Below are 16468 nucleotides of genomic sequence, written 5' to 3' on the forward strand. Positions count from 1 at the left end.
CGGGCAGTCAGCTGCCCTGGTCGAAGGTCACGCGCGTATGGAACTCGCCATTCTCGCCGAAAGCGTCGATCCCGCGCGGCAGTTTAGCGACGCAATTCGCATCGAAGATGTCGCCGACAGACACGCTTTCGAGATCGTGTCGTACTGCGCTGATCGCGCATATCGCGCCGGATGCGGCCAGCTTAGCGAGCAGCAGCGCATAGTCCTGCTGCCAGAGCGGGAAAGACAGCTGCATGCCGGACGTTGCCGGGTGCTTTCGGAATGCTTCCTCCCGCCAGCTTCGGATATGCGTGAGATGAAGGTCGCCGAAACATAGCCCGGAGCAGCCCGGCACGAGAGCGAGCGCAGGCGCAACCTGGTCGAGATAGTCCGGCCCGGATTGAAGCGGCACTCCGATAAGAGGCAGGCCAAGATGCTCGGCTTGCGCGACCACTTCGGCGATCGCCATTTCCTGATGCGCGATGATCCGGCTGCGCGCATCGAAAGTGGTCAGGAGAACGATCGGCGTGTCGGCCTCCGCTGCCAGGGTCAGATAGGCCAGATAGCTGTCTTTCCCACCGCTCCAGAACAGGATACGCGCAGCGGGGTCGGCCGCAGGACGCGTCCGTGTCAACCACGCCGCCTGCTGGATGCGGTCCGCGCGATCCTCCGTGCGCACCTGTTCATGGTCGAACGGGCAATGCCTGCATCCTACCCCGCAGCACCGTTCGCGCTTACGCAGGCCGATACGGGTGAAGACCTGATAGCCGGTTTCGGGATCGCGGTAGGTGTCTTCCCCGCGCGCACAGGCCTCTTCGTGCAGGGTCCAGTATCCTGGTTCAGGCAACCGCCATGAACTCCGTCACTGCATCCGACAGCATTTCCAGACTCGGTAGGAGCGCGGGGCTGGGTCGGCTGAAATGCAGATGGCCGTCGAGAAGGATGATGGGACAGCCGAGGGGGATGGTTTCATCGCGCGCGCGCATCTCATCGAAGCCGCAACATGCGACGATCACAAGGTCGGGATCGGCACCGGCAATCGTTTCCCATGTGGTCGCGAAAGAGCGATCACCCGCCCGGCCAAGCAGGTTCGTGATGCCGAGCAGATCGATCATATCGGGGATCCAGTGACCGGCGACGAAGGGCGGATCGAGCCAGTCGAGGAAGAGGATGCGCAGCCTGTTTGTCGCATGGCGACCACGAAAAGCGTCGAGAGTGCGGTCCCAGCGCTTCTTCAGGGCAGCAGCCTCGTCTTGCCGGTCGATCACATCCGCCACCTGATCGAAACAGTGCGGCACATCGGCCAGACGATGCGGGGAGAGATCGACTAGCCTCGGCTGGCTCGACAGGCCAAGCACTGCCTGTTGCACGTCGCCGGACGGAACCGCGCATACGTCGCATAGCGACTGGCTGATAACGACATCCGGCGCGAGCGCTTCCAGCGTCTCGATATCGAGTTCGTAGAGCGGCCTCGTCGCCGTCTTCACCTGCCGGTCGATTTCCGCCGACGAAGCACCCTTGTCGATCCAGGTTCTTGTCAGTTTGGGAAGATGATCCCAATCGCCCGAACAGCTATGGCTGACGCCGACCAGACTCTGGTCGGCGCCAAGTGCGACGACGATGTCAGTCGCGCTGGGGAGCAAGGATACGATGCGCATCGAGCTTCTCCAGCAGCGCGATCAGCCCGAAGGCCGCTCCGCCATAGATGACATTGGCGAGAATGCCTTTGAGCAGGAACGGCAGACCGGCGACATAACAGGCAAGCCAGCCCTCTGCCGTGTTCGGATAACAGCCCATCGCGATCGGCGTCAGGTTGGAAACCAGGTAGAAGACGACCGCGTTGACGACCGCGGCAACGCCAACGGACCGAACGCCTATCGATACGAGCGGCTTGCTTACCGACAGCGTTGCCAAACCATGGGCGAGATAGACGAAGCTCATAGCTAGGAGAGCGTAAAAGCCGCTCATCGCGTCCACGATAGCAACCGTCGCAAGAACGGGAATGCATGCGTAGCGTTTCGGGAGATAGGCGGCGGCGAGCATACCGACTGCCCCGACCGTCGAGACACCCATTACGTGCGGTAAAGCGTGTGAGGCGACGCCAGCGAGCGTCAAAGACGCCGCAAGCGCGCCATATTTGGCGTGCTGGTTCATGAAACCTGCTCCATCGACCGCCAATCCTCGAGCGGCTGCTTGAAAGGTTCGAGAGGCCGGTCTCCGGACTGACGAGTCTCGATCGGCAGCGCCTTCCCATCCATCGGACAGTGGCGTGCTGCTGCCGGTCACCCGATTACCGTTGCGAGGACAGTACCGGAATTGCACCGGTTTCCCGTTCGCCGTCTCGAATGCGCTCTTGCGAGCGACGCATGCTGCTAGCTCAATTTGCCGAATGATGGAACACAAACCTTGTTCAGATTGAAGTCTGCTGAAACTGCAATGACAGGTGTATGCGCGCGGAGAGAGCTCCTTCAGCTTTTGGGTAACCAATGAATAAGCCTGATTGTCCCACTTGGAGGGTCGGAAATCGACCGACAGCTTTCCGCATTTGCTGCCCAAAACCGGACCGTCACCTTCCGGCTCGAATTCCGCCGTTTGAGGGACGGTTGGCTGGTGCTTTGCTACGCGCCAAACCGTTTGACCGCAGCATTGTCACGACTTGACGCAAAGTCCAGTTGTCGGGGATATCGGCGGGGGTATTTTCACGAGGCGAATTCGGAATTAGTGAGCAGAATCAAATTCATACTTGTTCTCAATATGCTCCTCCTCCGCTACCAGGAAATAGCGTCCGTATAGGTTCGTATGCGTCCGCATGTGTTCGCCTGAAGCCGCGGCCTTGGGCGTGTTTCTCGTCCTCGTGGAATCAAGCGATGCCCCCCAACTGCGCGGTCGAGCCGGGGGGCTTTTCTCGCCTGTGCAATCGCTTGTTGAGGGCATGCCCCAACGGGGTCCTTCGCAGGGGTCCCAATTTACTGTTTGAGTTCGAGTCCCGCCTGAGGATCCGAGCAGAAGCGACCGAATTGGGGCAGGGGAGGACCCAGCCTTTTATCTCCTGAAATGACCGCTTCGCGGCCAAATCCAAGACCTTGGCTGCCGAGTTCCTGGGTCCTGAAAGCAGATAATATTGCTTGTCAGTCGGCCAGCATGGAATGAGCATTTTCGAGCTTGGTCAAATCTCTCGGCTCGACTTCTATCAGAGAGTTCGGGATTGAATGAGGTTCGACAAGCGTTCGGCTGTCCAATAGGCTGAGACGATGGATCAAATCACGTTCTCAGACTTCCTCAAGATCGATATTCGCTGCGGCAGCGTTCTTCGCGCCTAACCTTTTCCGGAAGCGCGCAAGCCCGCGCTCGAGCTGTAGGTCGATTTCGGCGGGAAGATCGGCGAACGCAAGAGCTCTCCGCAGATCACCGATCTTTACGCGCCGGGAGATATTGTCGGCCGACAGGTCATGGCCGTCGTGAATTTACTACCGCGCCAGATCGGCCCGTTCATGTCACAGGTGCTGGTGTTGGGCTTTACCGATGCCGAAGGGCGGATCGTGCTCGCCGCGCCCGATGGCGAAGTGTCCAATGGCGCGCTAATAGCCTAGGAGGCGAGAGAACCGAGCGCTTCTCTCAGCGGATCGAGCCAAGGCTCGAATGGCTTCCAGGCATTTTGCCCGCTGCGGTTGATGGGTTGGCGCACCTGTTCGCTGCTGGCCGTTCGAACCGCGCGCTCGCTCTTGTGAAAATCGAGGCAGGCTTCCTCGAACGGTAGTTCCAGATAGCCAAGCATCCGCCGGGTTTGTTCTTCGAGATCGTCGAGCACGTCTTCGTGCTGCACGCGCAGGACCTTGCCCGGTAGCACGCGGTCCCAATGGTCCATCAGGTCGACGTAATCGGCATAATAACGGCCAATCTCGGTCAGGCCGTAGGTGAACTCCTGGCCCTCCGCGAACAACTGCTTGAAGCTCGAAAAACAGCAGTCCATCGGATCGCGGCGGGCATCGATGATCTTGGCATTGGGCAGTATCAGGTGGATCAGCCCAATATGGCGGAAATTGTTCGGCATCTTGTCGATGAAAAATGGCGCGCCCTGCCGATGGATACGTGTGTCTTCGATGAATTTCTCACCGAAGCTGTCGATCTGCTCCGAGGTCAGCTCATGCAGGATTTCAGGATAGCGTGATTGCGCGACCTTGCGCCCACGCAGGCGATGCGCGAGCGCGAGGATATCGACGCCGCCTCTACGCCCGTCATCGGCAGTTTGCGCGTCCTGGGCGACTGCTGGCGCAGCTATGGCGATGGCAATTGCGCCGACTACGAGATACTTCATGACTGGAGAGCCCCCTCGGTTCTTGGCTAGTCAGGATCCGAATAAAATCCGGATAGGAATAAGTTCAACCGGCAGAAATCCTGAAATCTCCACCGAAATTTTCCAATGACCACCGAATTTCTGGACCACCACAGGCGCTCTGAGAATCCGTGAAATCCATTTTTCAGTATTGCCAGGAGTCAACAATGTGACAAATGCGAATCCATATTTCCGGCAATTTTCGAGTGTACTAAAATATTTACATAATTTATTCAGAGTTTTGCTGATTCATGTATTTTTAGTTCTTGAAGTATGCCAAAGTAGGCGTCAACCCTATAGGTTGACCATTGAATTTCTTAGGTCAACCTGTTGTTTGGCTGTTACTTGGAGTTAGCCATCGCGGCGCAATCCTCTGCAGTAGCGGGGGCTCGGTGGCGTTTGCGAACGAGGTCGAATGCAATCGCTTTGAGGATGCTAACGGCCATCATCGCGACGACGAAGGAGAACGGAAGCGCGCCGATGATCATCGTGATCCGGATTGCATCGATGCCTCGAAGGATGAGCATGCTGCCCACGACGAAGGCGAGCGCCGCTCTCCAGAAAGTGATATGATGCCTGCGCTCGCCACCGCTTTCGCCAATGGTTTTGGTGCCTACAAGTGAGACGCCGGCAGTCAGTTCTCCGCCGAGAACTTGAGGAACGGTGAGATAGAGCTGCGGTTCGATCGCGAATTCAGTCCATCCGTCGGTGTCGACGCCGATATTGGCCTCCGCCTCGCCGAACCAGGGGTTGTTCTGTATGAAAACCACGGCTGCCGCATCGAGGCCGACGTCCAGTGAGAACTCCTCTGTCTCATAAACGGTCGTTTGCGCAGCGACCTGAGCAGGCGCCATCGACATGGCGGCCAATACGAGCGCCCCAAATCCGACACATCGCAAGCGGCGATAGGTGCAGATGGCCGCCCCTTGAGTTTGAGCAGGTGAGACACGAGGCGGATGGTGATTTCGGAGGTTCTGCAACTAATCGTTTCCCTGGACGAAGCCGACCGGATGGCCACTCTGCACAGGCAATGACGTCGAGACGTCCGAGACATTACGCTCTTACGTCATTTGAATCCTAAAAAAACGGATGCGACCGGGTACCCCAAGAATGCAATCCGCGAGCAAACGCTACCGTCACGCTCCCTGCATGAGCATCCGCGAGACTGCCTTGCGCGCGGGGGCGAAGCGGGCAGCCCGGAAGCTTAGCTGGCGAGCGAGCAGTCCCGCGCGACGCTCGTCGGTATATAGGCCGACAATCGCGTTGGTCGCTGTATAAAGCGGCCATGTCGCAGCGCGGTGCTCGCGTTGATAGCGTCGCAAGAGAGTGGAGTGCCCTGGGTCTAATTCATGCCGGAGCGCGGACTCAACAATGCGGGACAGGCATTCTGTCCCTGTCAGGCCGAGGTTGAAGCCATGCGCGGTTACTGGATGCATACCTACTGCCGCATCGCCGACCAGCGCGGAGCGCTGCGTGATAAAGCGGTGGGCATAGGTCGTGGTGAGCGGATAGAGATGCAGCGGCGTCAGGATCCGCATCTCGCCAAAGCGCCGGGCGAAGCGGTGGGTCAGCTCCGCACCCATCGCATCTTCATCCAGCCCGGCAAGCCGCTGTGCCTGCCCGTCCGGGAGTGTGACCACCGCCGAGGCCTGTCCCTCGCCCAGGGGCAACAAGGCCAGCGTCTGCCCGTGGTCGAACCATTCGGTGGCGACGTGCCCGTGATCGCGCTCGATCGCTACCCGCCCGACGAGCATCGACTTGCCCAGCCGGTTCATCCGGGCAGAAATGCCGAGTTGCCCGCGAATGGCCGAGAAGCGCGAATCCGCAGCGACGAGGAGCGAGGCGGCCCGGTCGCTGCCATCGTCCAGCCATATGCGCGCCTCGTTCTCGCAGGTGGCGACCCGCGCGACACCGATTCCGCTGACCAGTTCGATGGAGGGGAATTCGCTCGCTGCCGCGAACAGGGCGCGGCGGATGTCGCAATTGGACACCAGCGAACCGAGCTGCCGCGTGCCCGATCTGTCCGGTGCGAAAGACAGGGCCAGCGGCGATGCGCCATTGAACACCCGCGCTTCGGCCAGCGGGTGGATCGCGTCCGCGCCGATCCGCTCCCACGCGCCGAGCCGTTTCAGCGCCGCTATCGAGGCATGGGTCAGGGCGATCTCGCGCCCGTCGAAAGCGGGTTCGGCAAGCTCGTCCTCAGCCTGTCGTTCCACCAGTGTGACAGCGATGCCCGCCTTGGCGAGCCCGATGGCGAGTGCGAGCCCGGCCGGGCCTGCGCCGACGATCAGCACGGAATGGGTCATGGGTACATGTCCTTGTTTCGAAGTGGGGTCAGCGCACGGTAAGCTCCAGCGGGCTGAGCCGGGCCAGCCGCACGGTGTCGAAGGGGTGGGGATTGGGAGGCAGGTCGCCCAATGTGGGCCGATCCGGCCCGGCAATCGCCCGTTGCAGGGCATAGGTTCCGCGATAGCCGCGCCGGGAAAGGTCGCGGGCCATGTCGAGGATATCCTCCTCGCCCAGAAGATCCGAATGGATGGTGCTGCGCACTTCGACCGGGATCCGATCCTGCCCGCACAGCAGGTCGAGCGAGCGGGCGAAGCGGGCAAAGGCGCTCGCCCCGGTGACCGTGCGGAATTTGTCCCGGGGGGCCTTGTAGTCGAGCGCCACCCGGTCGAGCAGATTCCGGTCGAGCAGGCGCGCGATCACATCCGGCCTGAGGCCATTGGTGTCGAGCTTGATCGCGTAGCCCAGCGCTTTCACCCGGGCCATGAAGGCAGCAAGGCCGGGCCATGTGGTGGCCTCGCCGCCGGAAAAGACCACGCCTTCGAGCAAGCCCTTGCGCTTGCGCAGGAATGCCAGCGCCTGCTCCTCGCCGATTGTGCCCCTGCCGGTAACGATCTGCGGGTTGTGGCAATAGAGGCAGCGCATATTGCATCCGGCGATCCACAATATGCAGGCGATGCGGCCCGGATAATCGAGCATGGTGAAGGGGGTGATCGCGTGGAAGGGGGATATGGCTCGCCCCGCCACCGCCCCTTCGCCCTGCGCCGTGGCACACCGCGTCATTGTCGCCTCACTCCATCCCGCCGAAGAGGTTGCGGACACTGCCCGCATCCTCGGTGAAATGCCGCCGCGCCCGGTGCTCGCCCTGCTTGCCCTTGTTGAAGCTGTCGACCGGGCGGAAATAGCCCATCACCCGGGTCCAGACCTTGGTGCGCTCTCCGCAGGTGGGACATTCGGGCTGCTCGCCGTCGAGATAGCCATGCGTGTCGCAGACCGAGAATACCGGGGTCAGCGTGACATAGGGCAGGCGGTAATTGGTCAGCACCTTTCTGAGGAAGGAGCGCGCGGCATCCGCGCTCGACAGCTTTTCGCTCATATAGAGGTGCAGCACCGTGCCGCCGGTATATTTGCATTGCAGATCGTTCTGCAGGTCCAGCGCCTCGAACGGGTCGTCAGTCAGATCGACCGGGATCTGCGAGGAATTGGTGTAGTAGATATTCTCTCCGCTGCCCGCCTGGATGATATCGGGGAAGCGCTTCACATCCTCCTTGGCGAAGCGATAGGTCGTGCCTTCGGCGGGCGTGGCTTCGAGGTTGTAGAGATTGCCGGTACGCTCCTGATAGCCGACCAGCCGCTGGCGCATGTGCTCCAGAATATCGAGCGCCATGGCGATGCCGCGTTCATCTGCGAGGTCGGACGCGTCGCCGGTGAAATTGCGCACCATCTCGTTCATCCCGTTGACCCCGATGGTCGAGAAATGGTTGCGCAGGAACGGCAAGTAGCGCGCGGTGTAGGGATAGAGCCCGCGATCGTACATTTGCTGCACAAAGGCGCGTTTCTTTTCCAGCGTCGAACTGGCGAGATCCATCAGCCGATCGAGCTCGCGCATCAGACCGGGCAAATCGCCTTTGAAGCGATAGCCGAGCGCGGCCATGTTGATCGTCACCACGCCCAGCGATCCGGTCATCTCCGCCGAGCCGAACAGGCCGTTGCCGCGCTTCAGCAATTCGCGAAGGTCCAGTTGCAGGCGGCAGCACATGGAACGGACCGCGCCGGGGGAGTAGGCCTCCGGATTGCGCCTTCTTTCGCCGGTCTCGGGATCGACGATGAACTGGCTGCCGATGAAGTTCTGGAAATAGGACGAACCGACCTTGGCCGCGTTGTCGAAAATGGCGGTGGCGACCTTGCTGTCCCAGTCGAAATCCTCGGTTATGTTGACTGTTGGAATGGGGAAAGTGAAGGGCTGCCCAGTGGCATCGCCTTCCGTCATCACTTCGTAATAGGCGATATTGATCATCTCCATTTCGGGTTCGAAATGGGCAAAGCGCAGATCGTCGAGCGTGCGGATACCCATGTCGCGCGCCTGTGCGCGTGCGATCAGGGCATCGTCTTCGATACCGTCGAACAGATGCAGGTCGCGATAGGTGGGATAAAGATTGCGCAGGTCTTCGGGCACGACGATGTCGAGCGTGATGTTGGTGAAGGGCGACTGGCCCCAGCGCGCGGGCACGTTGAGGTTGTAGACGAACTGGCGGATCGCCTTCTTGACCTCGGTGAAGCTGAGCTGGTCGTAAAAGACATAGGGCGCGAGATAGGTGTCGAAGCTGGAGAAGGCCTGTGCGCCTGCCCATTCCGATTGCAGGATGCCGAGGAAGTTGCTCATCTGCCCCAGCGCCTCGCGGAAATGGCGCGGCGGGCGCGAGGATACACGGCCCGGCACGCCGTTGAATCCATCGTTCAGCAGCGCGCGCAGCGACCACCCCGCGCAATAGCCGGTCAGGCAGTCGAGATCGTGGATATGCAGATCGGCCTGGCGATGGGCATTGCCTTCCGCCGGCGAGTAGATTTCGTCGAGCCAGAAATTGGCGATGACCTTGCCCGCGACATTGCTGACCAGGCCTGCATGCGAATAGCCGACATTGGCATTGGCCTTGATGCGCCAGTCCGCGCCCGTGATGTATTCGCCGACCGTTTCGGAGCAGTCGATCGACCGTCCGGAGAATAGCGTGTCGAGCGGAGAACCGGACAGGGAGACCGACGAGGCCCCGAAGCGGTGCTCTCCATCGAAAATTGCGTGGCGGTCATGGTCATGGCGAATTCCCCTCAGTGTGAGTTGCCGTCGATCGAGCCGGAGCGAACTCAACATATGGTATGATGCCGCAACACATATACTTCATGTGGTGCGATTGATTTGACAAATATCAAGGACAGGAAATCTTTTTCGATTAGGTGCCACCGCGCGCTCTCCTGTCCACCGACGCCATCGAGTTGGGCGGGTGAGCATCGTTATTCCAGCAGGTGGAGACAGAGCATTGCATCAGATTGCACCAGTTGCGGCCGTGGAAAACCGCCGGGCGAATGGCAGGACGCTGGCGACCGCGCTCCTCGATGCGCTGAAGGATCGCGGCGCTCGGCAGGCATTCGGTCTACCCGGGGATTTTGTCCTGCCGTTCTTCCGGGCAGTCCAGGAAAGCGGTATCCTGCCGCTTTATACGCTCAGCCACGAACCTTCGGTGGGTTACGCCGCCGATGCCGCAGCGCGGCTGGGCAGCACATTGGGCGTGGCGGTTGTGACCTATGGAGCCGGGGCGCTCAACATGGTCAACGCGGTTGCCCAGGCCTATGCCGAGAAATCGCCGATGGTCGTCATTTCGGGCGGTCCGGGGGCGGAAGAAGCGCGGATGGGGCTTGGGCTGCACCACCAGGTCAAATCGCTCAATTCGCAATTGGAGATCTTTCGCGAGGTGACCTGCGCGCAGGCGATCCTGAACGATCCCGACACCGCACCGTCCGAAATTGCCAGAGTGCTCGACACAGCTCTCGCCCTGTCGCGCCCGGTCTATCTGGAAATACCGCGCGATCTGGTCGACAGGCCGTGCAAACGCGTACCGCAGCTATCGCAGCCGCCGGTCGACACAGGGGCGGCCCGTGCCTGCGCCGCCGAGATCCTGAGCCGGTTGCAATCGGCAGAGCGTCCGGCGATCCTGATCGGCGTCGAAGCGCGGCGCTACGGTCTCGAGGGCAAGCTTGCCTCGCTATGCAGAACGCTCGGAATTCCGGTCGCGACGACGTTCATGGGCCGTGGCCTGTTCGCCGGCGAAGTGTTGCCGCTCCTCGGGACCTATCTGGGCTCCGCCGGTAAGGCGAGCATAGCCGAGACGATTGAGGGTGCCGATTGCCTATTGATGCTGGGCGTGATCCTGAGCGACACCAATTTCGGCGTTTCGCATCGCAATGTCGATTTGCGTGCATCGATCCGGGCCTTCGGCAGCGCGGTGGCATTTTCGCACCACAACTATCCCGATATCACTTTGGAAGCCTTGGTCGATGCCCTGGCGGAAATCGCGGGTCCGATCGGAGAGGCTTCGGCGGCGGCGGCCCCTTGCTATGCGACCGGATTGCCGTGTGACGACACCGCTCTTGAACCTTCCGACGTGGCGATGGCGTTGAACGATCTGTTCGCGGCGTCGGGAACCATGCCGATGGCCGCCGATGTCGGCGATAGCCTCTTCGTGGGGCTGGAGGTCTGCGATACCGATCTCGTCGCGCCAGGTTATTATGCGTCGATGGGCATGGGCGTGCCAGCCGCACTGGCGATTTGCGCTTCGACCGGGCGGCGGCCGGTTGCTCTGGTGGGTGATGGAGCCTTCCAGATGACCGGCTGGGAATTGGGAAATTGCCGCCGTAATGGCTGGGCGCCGATCGTTATCGTGCTCAATAACCGGAGCTGGGAAATGCTGCGCTGTTTCCAGCCGGGCCAGCCCTACCACGATCTCGACGACTGGCATTTCGCGCAGATGGCCGCGCCGCTTGGCGGGAAGGGCGTGCGGGTGACAACTCGCTCGCAATTGAAGCAGGCACTCGAGGCAGCGCGGGAGGATTCCGGGAGCTTCCAACTGATCGAAGTCATGCTTCCACGCGGAAAGACGTCGAACTCGCTGGAGAGATACTCCTCTGCCTTGCGCCAGATATCGGTGCTCAAGGACGAATGACGCGGACCGGGTGTGCGTTCCGGGATGATCCCGTTTGCAGTTTCTCCGGGGGCGTCAGACTCAGGGGTAGATCAGGAACCGTCGCCAGCGATCCGCGCCAATCCTTTCGAACCCCACCCGATCATGGAGACGGCCCGAACGGTTGGTCCAGAATTCCATCCGGTCGGGCGTCAGCCTGAAACCCGACCAGAAGGGCGGTCGGTGAACCTCTCCCGCAGCAAAGCGGGCTGCCGTTCGCGCTATCCGGCCCGCCAGTTCGGTACGGCTTACGAGTTCTTCCGACTGGCGCGAGGCCCAGGCCCCGATCCTGCTATCGATCGGGCGCGTGGCGAAATAGCTGTCCGCCTCGCTGTCGCCGACGTGGCTCACCGGCCCCTCGATCCGCACCTGTCGGCCGAGTGGAGCCCAGTAGAAGCACAGCGAGGCCAGAGGATTGGCTTTCAGCTCCTCCGCCTTTCGACTGGACAGATTGGTATAGAACACGAACCCCGCCGGGCCGAATTCCTTGATCAGAACCATTCTGTTGGACGGCGCACCGCCGGGTGACGCGGTCGCCAGATTGACGGCGGAGGCGTCGGGAATATCGGCATGGCCCTGCGCTTCGCGATACCACGCGACGAAGGTCGCGAAGGGATCGGCGGCGTCCTTCGCCATCCTCATAGCGATCCGCTTCCCGTGCGGCGCCAGTCTGCGAGCCGAGCCTCCGCCCGGCTGAGTTCCATGCGCGCGATGGAGCGCAGGTGAACCTCGTCGGGACCGTCCGCGATCCGCAGGGCGCGCATACCGGCATAGACTTCGGCGAGCCCGAAATCGTCCGACAGGCCGGCCGCGCCATGCGCCTGGATCGCGTGATCGACCACGCGCAGCGCGGTGCGCGGCGCGGCGACTTTTATCATAGCGATTTCCATCCGCGCAGCCTTGTTGTCGGTCCTGTCCATCATGTCGGCGGCCTTGAGGCATAAAAGGCGCGTCATTTCGATGTCGAGCCGGGCTTCGCCCAGGCGCTGTTCCCAGATCGACTGGTCCGACAGGCGCTTGCCAAAGGCGATGCGCGCCTGCAGCCGTTCGGACATCTTGTCGATCGCCCGTTCCGCTGCGCCGATGGCTCGCATGCAATGGTGGATGCGCCCCGGACCCAGCCGGCCCTGCGCGATCTCGAAGCCGCGCCCTTCGCCCAGGATCATATTGTCCACCGGCACCCGCACGTTGCGCAGCACCACTTCGCCATGGCCGTGAGGAGCGCCATCGAAGCCGAGGACCGGAAGCATCCGCACGATCTCCACCCCGGGCGTGTCGAGCGGGACCAGCACCTGCGATTGCTGCCGGTGCCGCTCGGCCTCGGGATCGGTCTTGCCCATCACTATCGCCAGCGCACAGCGGGGGTCGCCAATGCCCGAAGACCACCATTTGCGTCCGTTGATGACATATTCGTCACCCTCGCGCCGGATCGAGGTCTGGATATTCGTCGCATCGGAAGAAGCGACGTCGGGCTCGGTCATCAGGAATGTCGAACGGATCGCGCCATCCATCAACGGCCTGAGCCAGCGCGCCTTCTGCTCGGGCGTGCCATAGCGGTGCAGGACCTCCATGTTGCCGGTATCGGGCGCCGAACAGTTGAACGCCTCGGACGCGAAGCTGACGCGTCCCATTTCCTCGGCGCACAGCGCATATTCGAAATTGCTCAGCCCCGCGCCGCGAAAATCTTCGGTATCGTGTTCGGATGGGGGCAGGAACAGGTTCCACAGCCCTTCCTGATAGGCGCGTGCCTTCAGCTCCTCGATCACCGGAGGGATCTGCCACCGCGCTGCCCCTTCCTGCCGGGCGTGGGTGTGATAGGCATTCTCGGCACGATAGACGTGGTCCTGCATGAAGGCCCGCACACGGTCGCGCCATGCGATCTGCTTGGGCGAGAGTGTGAAATCCATCCTGTTCTCCTGCGAATCCGCTGTTTGCCGTCGACCCTAGGGGGTGGTCCCGAACGCGCTTTGACCTGGGGCAAAGAATTCCGCCCGCCGCATTCATTCACCCGGGCGGGAGCGCAGCATCACAGGGGCATAGGCGAGCACGAAGAGCGCGAAGGCGGCGATCCACAGCGCGCCGGCAAGATGCAGCAGCGACTGATAATACGCCGGGACGAGCGAAGCTGCCACGCGCGCCAGCACGGCGAGGTGGAGCGCCAGATAGCTTGCCCGCGTTGCCGGCCCGGCATGGAGCGCGCGGCCCGTATGGCCGAGCGTCGCGCGGGTCATCACCGCCAGGATCATGCCCGCCAGCGCGCCCACGCTCAGCGCGTGGACCCCCGCGCTCGCGGGGATCGGCGCGCCAAACCCGGTCGCGCCGAGTAGCAGCAGGCCCAATGGTATCCAGACATAGCCGAGATGGAGCACCAGCACGATCGGCGAGGCGAGCGTGCGCCATCCCCGCCACCGCGCTAGGCGGACCAACTGGATGCTTCCGGCAAAGACCAGCGCCGCCCCGACCGGGGCACCGCACCGGCCAGCATCCATGCCCCCAGCGCGAGGGCGGTCGCCAGCACCACAGCAATATCGAAACGGGTCGGTTGCGAGGGCAGGCTGCCGGTCAGCCCTTCGCGCTGCATCCAATTGCGGGTGAAGGAGGGGACGATGCGCCCGCCGATCAGCGAAACCAGCGTCACGGCCAGCGCGATGCCCGCACGGTGACCGATATCGTATCCGATCAAGCCCGCCGATCCGGCATAGTCCAGCAGGTCGGCAAGGCCGAACAGGGCGATCGCCAGCACGACAGGCAGATTGCGGTTCTTCGCCAGCACGATCTCCCGCAGGATAAGCGCGGCGAGGGCGAGGTAGAACCCGCCATCGACCAGCGCCAGCAGGGCGAGCGGCAGCTCGGGCGCGGCGAAGGGCAGGGCGCGGGCTAGGAGCCACCACAGCGCCAGCGCGGCCAGCGGCGCGCCCGCGATCGGCAGGCGGCCGGTCCAGTTGGGCACGGCGGTCAGCGCGAAACCGGCTATGGCTGCGCCAACAAAGCCGAACAGCATTTCGTGGCGATGCCAGGCCAGCGGATCGAGCGCGCCGATCTGCGGCACGCCGACACTGAAAGCCCACAGCCAGATCGCGATGGTGATGGCGGCCCAAATGCCCGCGCCCAGAAAGAACGGCCGAAAGCCGCCGCGCAGTACCGGCGGGGCCTGTTCCATCCGGCGGCGGCGCAATTCGAGCCGGTCGCGATTGTCGAGCGTTCCTCCCATCATCTCTCCTCGTCGAGAAAATCGACTCGACCGGTATCGAGGTGGTAATAGGCCCCGACCACCCGCAAGGCCCCGCGCCGCTGCGGTTCGAGCAGGGCGGGCGAAGCCTCCTGCTGCAATTCCCGGACCACCTTGCGCACATTGCACAGCGCCGCGGCGTCGACAAGATTCTCGGCCCAGGGATCGGCCTCCAGCACGGCCGGGAGCAGCGATTGCAGCACCTTGCTGACATTGCCCGAGAACTGGCGCTGTTCGCGCGTTACCGCGACCGCCGCGCGCAATGCGCCGCAGGCCTCGTGGCCCATGACCACGATCAGCGGAACGCCGAGCTGCGTCACCGCGAATTCCAGGCTGCCGAGTGCGCTGGTGCACAGCGTGTTGCCGGCATTGCGCACGATGAACAGCTCGCCCAGACCCCGCTCGAACAGCAGTTCCGGCGGCACGCGCGAATCCGAACAGGATAGATAAGCCGCGAAGGGCCGCTGGGCCGCCGCCAGGTGCAGCCTACGCATGCGGTCTATCGGAGGCTGATAAGTCGCATCGTCGAGAAAGCGCCGATTGCCGTCTTTCAGCAGGGCCAGCGCCTCATCGGGGGAGAGTTGCGGGAGGGTATCGTCGGGCATGTCGACTATATTGCATATGATATACCCATTTACTTTGACTAATATCAATTACACCAGTGAAGAATCGCGTATCTGGGCGATATGAAGCAAGCCACACTTCTCGCTGCACCGCTTCTCGCCGTGTCGCTCTCGCCTGCGGTTCTTCACGCGCAAGCTGCTGAAGAGCCCGTCGTCACCCCCTATGCGGACATCCGCTACCGGCTCGAACTGGTCGATCAGGGCGGTGTGCCCGAAGACGCCACCGCATCGACGCTGCGGGTCAAAGCGGGTGTGAAGACAGGATCATGGCAGGGCCTGAGCGCGCTGGTCGAAGGTGAAGCGATCATGCGCATCGGCCCCCGGCACTATAACGACACCACCAACGGGCTCACCCGCTATCCGGTGGTGGCCGACCCGACCGACGTGCTGCTCAACCAGGCCTATGTGCGCTTCAATCCCGGTAAGACGGTGGACGCTATCGCCGGTCGCCAGGTCATCAATCTGGACAATCAACGCTGGATCGGATCGGTTGGTTGGCGTCAGAACGACCAGATCTTCGATGCGGGCCGGATCAGTGTCACGCCGGTCGCCGGGCTGACCGCGCAATATATCCATAGCTGGCGCGTCAACCGCATCTTCGGCCCGGACTCGCCGCAGGGTATCTGGCGCGATACCGCGATCAATGCGGTCAATATCGGCTATAAATTGGGCGAGGCCGGGACGCTGACCGGTTATGGATATTGGCTGGATATTCCGCAGGCACCTGCGGCAAGTTCGCGCACGCTGGGCGGGCGGCTGGCCGGGCAGTATCCGGTGGCGGAGGGGGTGAAGGTGCTCTACGCCGCCGAATATGCCCGCCAGACCGATCTCTCGCCCAACCCGGCAAATTTCGGCCTCGATTATCTCGCGCTGGAGCCGGGTGTTGCCTTCAAAGGATTGACCCTGAAGGCCGGTTACGAACGGCTGGAAGGCAATGGTGCGGTCGCGCTGCAAACCCCGCTCGCGACGCTGCACGCCTTCAATGGCTGGGCGGACGTTTTCCTGAACACACCGGCCAGCGGATTGCGCGACCTCTATGCCGATGCGGCGTACAAATTCGCCGATGGCCCCGTGAAGGGGCTGCTGCTACGCGCGACCTATCACGACTTCCATTCGACCGTTGGAGATGTGGGCTACGGGCATGAGTTCGATGCGCTCATTGCCTACCCGCTCACCAAACAGATCGGCGTTTCTGCGAAATTTGCCCAGTACAACTCAAACGGCTTTGCGACCGATCGAACCAAAGCCTGGTTCACGATCGAAGCGAAATTCTGAACCCCGCAGCCAC

14 protein-coding genes, 2 pseudogenes and 1 riboswitch are annotated in these 16468 nt (G+C 62.1%); of the genes and pseudogenes, 3 read left to right on the plus strand and 13 right to left on the minus strand.

Going from position 1 to position 16468, the window contains the following annotated elements; translation table 11 throughout:
• Positions 1 to 7: 7 nt before the first annotated feature.
• The 3 genes from DVR09_RS08020 to DVR09_RS08030 are packed head-to-tail and all read right to left on the minus strand — an operon-like array spanning position 8 to position 2133.
• Positions 8 to 826, minus strand: a complete 819-nt coding sequence (locus tag DVR09_RS08020; protein ID WP_115416473.1) for a Dph6-related ATP pyrophosphatase — start codon at positions 824 to 826, stop codon at positions 8 to 10.
• Positions 819 to 1637, minus strand: coding sequence for an ABC transporter substrate-binding protein (locus tag DVR09_RS08025; protein ID WP_115416474.1), 819 nt, complete (start codon positions 1635 to 1637; stop codon positions 819 to 821). Before DVR09_RS08025 ends, DVR09_RS08020 begins: the two co-directional genes overlap by 8 nt.
• Positions 1603 to 2133: a DUF6580 family putative transport protein gene (locus DVR09_RS08030; RefSeq protein ID WP_162814896.1), complete on the minus strand. Its 531-nt coding sequence runs from the start codon at positions 2131 to 2133 to the stop codon at positions 1603 to 1605. Before DVR09_RS08030 ends, DVR09_RS08025 begins: the two co-directional genes overlap by 35 nt.
• 37 nt (positions 2134 to 2170) lie before the next feature.
• Positions 2171 to 2336, minus strand: a riboswitch (cobalamin riboswitch).
• 894 nt (positions 2337 to 3230) lie between these two features.
• On the opposite strand from DVR09_RS08030, the pseudogene DVR09_RS08035 reads away from it, so the two are divergent.
• Positions 3231 to 3569: pseudogene (locus tag DVR09_RS08035) on the plus strand (tRNA-binding protein).
• Here DVR09_RS08035 and DVR09_RS08040 read toward each other — a convergent pair.
• From DVR09_RS08040 to DVR09_RS08060, 5 genes and pseudogenes are all read right to left on the minus strand, one after another.
• Positions 3566 to 4195 (minus strand): annotated as a pseudogene (locus tag DVR09_RS08040) (sulfotransferase family protein); the annotation flags it as partial. The pseudogenes DVR09_RS08035 and DVR09_RS08040 sit on opposite strands and share 4 nt — an antisense overlap.
• A gap of 458 nt (positions 4196 to 4653) precedes the next feature.
• Entirely contained in the window at positions 4654 to 5292 is a 639-nt protein-coding gene (locus DVR09_RS08045; RefSeq protein WP_234041368.1) for a BCCT family transporter, read from the minus strand.
• Between the two features lie 156 nt (positions 5293 to 5448).
• Positions 5449 to 6618, minus strand: coding sequence for a 5-demethoxyubiquinol-8 5-hydroxylase UbiM (ubiM, locus tag DVR09_RS08050; RefSeq protein ID WP_115416477.1), 1170 nt, complete (start codon positions 6616 to 6618; stop codon positions 5449 to 5451).
• Between the two features lie 28 nt (positions 6619 to 6646).
• Positions 6647 to 7381, minus strand: a complete 735-nt coding sequence (locus tag DVR09_RS08055) for an anaerobic ribonucleoside-triphosphate reductase activating protein (RefSeq protein WP_162814897.1) — start codon at positions 7379 to 7381, stop codon at positions 6647 to 6649.
• Positions 7382 to 7388: 7 nt separating this feature from the next.
• A complete protein-coding gene (locus DVR09_RS08060) occupies positions 7389 to 9464 on the minus strand; it encodes a ribonucleoside triphosphate reductase (protein WP_115416479.1) in 2076 nt (691 codons plus the stop codon).
• Positions 9465 to 9630: 166 nt separating this feature from the next.
• Here DVR09_RS08060 and ipdC point away from each other — a divergent pair, with 166 nt between their 5' ends.
• The gene (gene ipdC, locus DVR09_RS08065) at positions 9631 to 11310 is read left to right on the plus strand and encodes an indolepyruvate/phenylpyruvate decarboxylase (RefSeq protein WP_199798559.1); all 1680 of its coding nucleotides are present in this window, start codon (positions 9631 to 9633) and stop codon (positions 11308 to 11310) included.
• A 60-nt stretch (positions 11311 to 11370) separates the two neighbouring features.
• Here ipdC and pdxH read toward each other — a convergent pair whose 3' ends face one another.
• From pdxH to DVR09_RS08085, 5 genes are all read right to left on the minus strand, one after another.
• A complete protein-coding gene (pdxH, locus tag DVR09_RS08070; RefSeq protein WP_115416481.1) occupies positions 11371 to 11964 on the minus strand; it encodes a pyridoxamine 5'-phosphate oxidase in 594 nt (197 codons plus the stop codon).
• 2 nt (positions 11965 to 11966) lie between these two features.
• A complete protein-coding gene (locus DVR09_RS08075; protein ID WP_115416482.1) occupies positions 11967 to 13235 on the minus strand; it encodes an acyl-CoA dehydrogenase family protein in 1269 nt (422 codons plus the stop codon).
• A 93-nt stretch (positions 13236 to 13328) separates the two neighbouring features.
• Positions 13329 to 13754, minus strand: a complete 426-nt coding sequence (locus tag DVR09_RS17765) for an NnrS family protein (RefSeq protein ID WP_199798560.1) — start codon at positions 13752 to 13754, stop codon at positions 13329 to 13331.
• Positions 13742 to 14542, minus strand: a complete 801-nt coding sequence (locus DVR09_RS17770) for an NnrS family protein (protein WP_267899691.1) — start codon at positions 14540 to 14542, stop codon at positions 13742 to 13744. The genes DVR09_RS17765 and DVR09_RS17770 overlap by 13 nt, the downstream gene beginning before the upstream one ends.
• On the minus strand, positions 14539 to 15162 hold the full coding sequence (locus DVR09_RS08085; protein WP_115416483.1) for a carbonic anhydrase: 624 nt from the start codon (positions 15160 to 15162) through the stop codon (positions 14539 to 14541). The genes DVR09_RS17770 and DVR09_RS08085 overlap by 4 nt, the downstream gene beginning before the upstream one ends.
• Positions 15163 to 15243: 81 nt before the next feature.
• Here DVR09_RS08085 and DVR09_RS08090 point away from each other — a divergent pair, with 81 nt between their 5' ends.
• Positions 15244 to 16455 carry a hypothetical protein gene (locus DVR09_RS08090; protein ID WP_115416484.1) on the plus strand — a complete coding sequence of 404 codons (1212 nt, stop codon included), beginning with the start codon at positions 15244 to 15246 and terminating at the stop codon, positions 16453 to 16455.
• Positions 16456 to 16468 lie beyond the last annotated feature (13 nt).

It is taken from the genome of Erythrobacter aureus (assembly GCF_003355455.1).
Classification (GTDB): domain Bacteria; phylum Pseudomonadota; class Alphaproteobacteria; order Sphingomonadales; family Sphingomonadaceae; genus Qipengyuania; species Qipengyuania aurea.